We start from the raw sequence: 4,233 nt of genomic DNA, 5'->3' as shown, positions 1-4,233 counted from the left end.
GCACAACCGCCGCCCTGATCACGTGCTCCGACTCGCCTTCGAGCTCCCACCGGACCGCGCCTTCGATGACGTAGCCGAAACACGGCCCCGAGTGGCGGTGCGGAGGGGTCCGGGGGGCACCGGGAGCCCACTCGACGAGGACGGTCATTCTCGAAGCGCCCTCGGGAACGAAAGGCGGTTTGACGTCCGCCGGCATCTTTGGTCCGAATCCGTCCTCTGAGTGCATTTCGTGCTCGCGTCCGCGGTTCCAGGCTCACAACGACTTGATCTACAGCGAAGACAGCACGCGGCCCGCTTCTGTGACAGGCCGCGAGCCTCAGGGGAGCCGGGCTCCGCGGACACCGGTTCGGCCGACCACGTGCCTGAGCGCGGTCGGCCGGCGCCCGAACGTCGCCCTCCGCGCCGAAGGCATCGCGACGACGGGACACGGTGGTCCGTGCCGGGCTGCGTCCCGGCATCCCGACCTCGGCCCCGGCCCCTGGCATCGGACGCCCAGGCCCGGCTTGTCAGCTCAGCCGAACATGCCGACCTTGTAGCCGCCGGCCGGCTGCCGGGTGATGCGGTTGTATGCGGTTGTATGCGTTGATGACGGCGATCAGGCTGGTCAGCGCGGCGAGTTGGTCCTCGTCAAAGTGCTTGGCGACGTTCGCCCAGGCCTCGTCGGTCACACCCCCGGCCGCGTCCGCGACGCGAGTGCCCTGCTCGGTCAGCTCCAGCGCGGCGCGCTCGGCCTCGGTGAAGACCGTCGCCTCCCGCCAGGCGGCGACCAGGTTGAGCCGCACCGAGGTCTCCCCGGCGTGGGTGGCCTCCAGCACCCCGCGGCGTGATCTCCACCGCCCGCACCCGACGGTCCCCCGGAACCGCCTTGCGCACGGCCAGCCCCATCCGCTCCAGATCGTCCACGACCCTCATGACACCCGCCTTGTCCGACCCCGTCGCCGGACCCAGGTCCCGCTGCACCGTGGGCTCCCGGTCCGCAACGCCTCCGTCATCACCCCCGCCACCCGCCAGTGCGCCCGCCGCAACAACAGGGAGAAGGCGAAGGGCGAGACGTCCCCCGGGCGGTCCGTGGCGCGTGAGGCGGCCGACGGAGAGGTTCCGTGAGATGCGTGGGTGGTCACGGCGTCACATTACAGTCATAGGCGCATTCGAGACGGTTTCACTTGAGTCGGTAACTTGTGAGTCGATCGTCTGGAGCGCAAGCGGTCGGATGAGAGCAGGGGTGGTCCATGTGGCTGGATCTTGAGTGCGTGATCGTACGGCCCTCGACCGGCCACGGAGTTCTATCCCGAACTGTTCGCCGATACCGGCCGGGCGGCCCTGACTCTGCTGGGGGTGGCGGAGGGCCGGACCCAGCAGGGAGCCGCACTGATCTCGTTCTGGTTCCACTTCGACTGGCGTCTGCCGTCCGGAGCTGCCGCGCCCTTTGACGTGGTGGACCTGGCGGAACTCGCCGAGGACGGCCGTATTGCCACGCTGCGCATCGTGTACGACACCGTTGACGTGCGTCCGGCGTTCGAACGCGAGACCGGCAGTTTGTGGCGGCCCACCACAGAGCAGAGCTGACGGGCTGCTGTCCACCCTGGCCGTGACACGATCTTCAGATGTATCGGGGCGATCTGACGGATACCCGGTGGGAGTGGCCGGAAGCCGTGTTGCCGCCGGTCAGCGGCAGGGATCCGCGTACGACAGGTCTGGGAAGAGCTGGTGCCAGCGCTTCTGCGTCGTCGGTGTGCCGCGCACCAGGCACAGGGTCCGGCTCAGCCGCGCCAGAACGGTGCCGTCGTCGGTCGAGTCGAAGTCGAGCAATTGGTCGGAGGCGCCGTTCGCCGTACGGAACTCCGCGCCGGGCTGGAGCCGCCCGTCGCCGTAGCCCCACAGCCTCAACCGCTTCGCCGTCGTGTCCTGGCTGATCAGGACCCGCCTTTTTGCCAGAGAGGAAGCGGGCCTTGCGCCACGGTGCCGGAAGGACGGCCTCCTGTACGGGCAGGCCGTCCGGCGTGCCGAGCCGCCATATGCGGGTGCGGCCGTCGGCGGTGCCGGTGGTCAGCCGCCAGCCCTGCTCGTCGAACCCGGAACCTCTGACGGCCCCCGCGTCGTCCGAGGTCCCCGGCACGGAGTTCGGAGGTGGGTTCCACAGCCGGACCCGGCCGTCCGCACCACCCAGTGCGACGCCCCGCCCGTCGGGGCGGTAGGCGACCGACAGGTCGTTCCCACCGTCTGGGCGCTGCGGCGAAGAGCTCTCATTCAGCGGGTCGGACCAGCCGCCGTCGGTGTCCAGGGTGTAGATGGGGAGTTGCCGGTCCCATGAGGAGGCCACCATGTACTGCCCGTCCGGGTTGAAGGCCACCCCGGACATAGGGTCCTTGCCAAGTCGCAGGACGCCGGTGGTCCCCTGGGGGTGGTCCGGGTCCGTGACCTTCCAGACGTTGACCTCGCCCGACGCGCCACCGCCCGTCAGCAGGCGCCCGTCGGGGCTGAACGCCAGCGACCCCACCCATGCCTCGCTGATCACCTTCCGCTGCTTCGGGACGTGCGGGTCGGTCGTGTTCCACAGACGAACGTCCTGGTGCCGCTCGACAGCGTCGCCGACGTGAGCAACCAGCCGACGTCGAAGGGCATCGTCGTACGCCTCGAACCCACGGGCGACCTATCCCGGCCGGCACCCGTCTGACCGAAACCGACGACGCCAAGTGGACCTCGACGTCCTCGTGGTCGAGCAGCACGGCGGCAGGTACGTACGGGAGGGACGCTGGTAGGTACCCGCGCGCATCGAGGCGGAAAGGGTGCACAGCAAGCTGTTCCTCATCGGCGCGCAGGACATCGGGATCGACACCGACGGGCTCAACAGCACATTGGCGATGAGTGAGGCTCGGTGCGTTGGGCCTTACGGTCCAGCCCCTCGGTCCAGCCCCGAGTCGAGTTCTGGCACGTTCCCGGTGCAAGGTACCGACCGGCGCTGACTCCCTTCGGGACCCCTCCACCGGCGACCGGACCGGTGCATCGGTAATGTCCGCACTGATGCACGGGACCCGCGGCACGGCGGCCCGCGAGGAGGAGACCACCATGGCCGACAGTCGGCAGGAGACCGCGGCGGCCGGGCCTGCGGAGGCCCACGGCCACCCGGCACGCGACTCAGTGCGCCTCGCGGTGGTGATCGGCGCTCTCGGCGTGGTCTTCGGCGATATCGGGACCAGTCCGATCTACACCCTCCAGACCGTGTTCAACCCCGGCGACCCGCACCCCGTCCCGGTCTCCACGCAGAACGTGTACGGCGTGGTGTCGCTGGTGTTCTGGTCGGTCATGATCATCGTGACGGTCACCTACGTGCTGCTGGCGATGCGCGCCGACAACGACGGCGAGGGCGGCATCATGGCCCTGATCACCCTGCTGCGCAGGTGGACCTCGCAGCGAGGCAGGCGGACCGCCGCAATCCTGGCCGCGCTGGGCATCTTCGGCGCGTCGCTGTTCTTCGGCGACAGCATGATCACCCCGGCGATCTCGGTCCTGTCCGCGGTCGAGGGACTCAAGGTCGTCGAGCCGTCACTGGACAGCGCGGTCGTGCCCGTCACCGCGGTGATCATCGTGATCCTGTTCCTGGTGCAGCGCCGGGGCACCGCGGCGGTGGGCCGGGTGTTCGGGCCGGTCATGATCGCCTGGTTCACGGCGATCGGCGCGTGCGGCGTGAAGGGCATCGCCGAGCACCCGGGCATCCTGCGGGCGCTGTCACCGACGTACGCCCTGGGCTTCCTGATCGGTCATTTCGACACCGCCTTCTTCGCGCTGGCGGCGGTCGTCCTCGCGGTCACCGGTGCCGAGGCGCTCTACGCCGACATGGGGCACTTCGGCCGCCGGGCGATCACCCGCGGCTGGCTGTTCCTCGTCTTCCCGGCCTGCGTCCTGAGCTACCTCGGCCAGGGCGCGCTGATCCTCGGCGACCCGAAAAACATCACCAGCCCCTTCTTCCTGCTGGTGCCCGACTGGGGCCGGTGGCCGATGATCCTGCTCGCGACGGCGGCCACGGTGATCGCTTCCCAGGCGGTGATCACCGGTGCGTACTCGGTGACCTCCCAGGCCGCCCAGCTCGGCTACCTCCCGAGGCTGCGGATCGCGCACACCTCCGAGTCCACCATCGGCCAGATCTACGTCCCCTGGATCAACTGGCTGCTGATGGTCTCGGTCCTCACCCTGGTCTTCGCCTTCCGCAGCTCCGCGGCGCTGGCCTTCGCGTTC

The 4,233-nt window shown here is 69.4% G+C and carries 4 protein-coding genes and 2 pseudogenes; 2 read left to right on the top strand and 4 right to left on the bottom strand.

Features of this window, described 5'->3' with window-relative positions:
- Together ABZ646_RS41425 and ABZ646_RS41420 are read right to left on the bottom strand one after the other, a co-directional pair.
- Window positions 1-226, bottom strand: a 226-nt coding sequence (locus ABZ646_RS41425) for a cupin domain-containing protein (protein ID WP_360531391.1), incomplete at its 3' end; no start/stop codon positions are given.
- Between the two features lie 285 nt (window positions 227-511).
- Window positions 512-809, bottom strand: a pseudogene (locus tag ABZ646_RS41420) (carboxymuconolactone decarboxylase family protein); the annotation flags it as partial.
- 526 nt (window positions 810-1,335) lie between these two features.
- Between ABZ646_RS41420 and ABZ646_RS41415 the strand changes: the two are divergent.
- Window positions 1,336-1,566 (top strand): hypothetical protein, encoded by a 231-nt coding sequence (locus ABZ646_RS41415; RefSeq protein WP_360531388.1) that lies wholly within the window; start codon window positions 1,336-1,338, stop codon window positions 1,564-1,566.
- 99 nt (window positions 1,567-1,665) lie between these two features.
- Here ABZ646_RS41415 and ABZ646_RS41410 read toward each other — a convergent pair whose 3' ends face one another.
- A complete protein-coding gene (locus ABZ646_RS41410; RefSeq protein ID WP_360531395.1) occupies window positions 1,666-1,887 on the bottom strand; it encodes a hypothetical protein in 222 nt (73 codons plus the stop codon).
- 412 nt (window positions 1,888-2,299) lie between these two features.
- Window positions 2,300-2,497: pseudogene (locus ABZ646_RS41405) on the bottom strand (hypothetical protein); the annotation flags it as partial.
- 524 nt (window positions 2,498-3,021) lie between these two features.
- Here ABZ646_RS41405 and ABZ646_RS41400 point away from each other — a divergent pair.
- Window positions 3,022-4,233 (top strand): KUP/HAK/KT family potassium transporter (locus ABZ646_RS41400; protein ID WP_360531385.1); only part of this gene is annotated, 1,212 nt, incomplete at its 3' end.

Source organism: Streptomyces sp. NPDC007162 (genome assembly GCF_040634175.1).
In the GTDB taxonomy this organism is placed as follows: Bacteria; Actinomycetota; Actinomycetes; order Streptomycetales; family Streptomycetaceae; genus Streptomyces.
The sequence above is the reverse complement of the archived record's forward strand: the minus strand, read 5'-3'. Positions and strand labels throughout refer to the sequence as shown.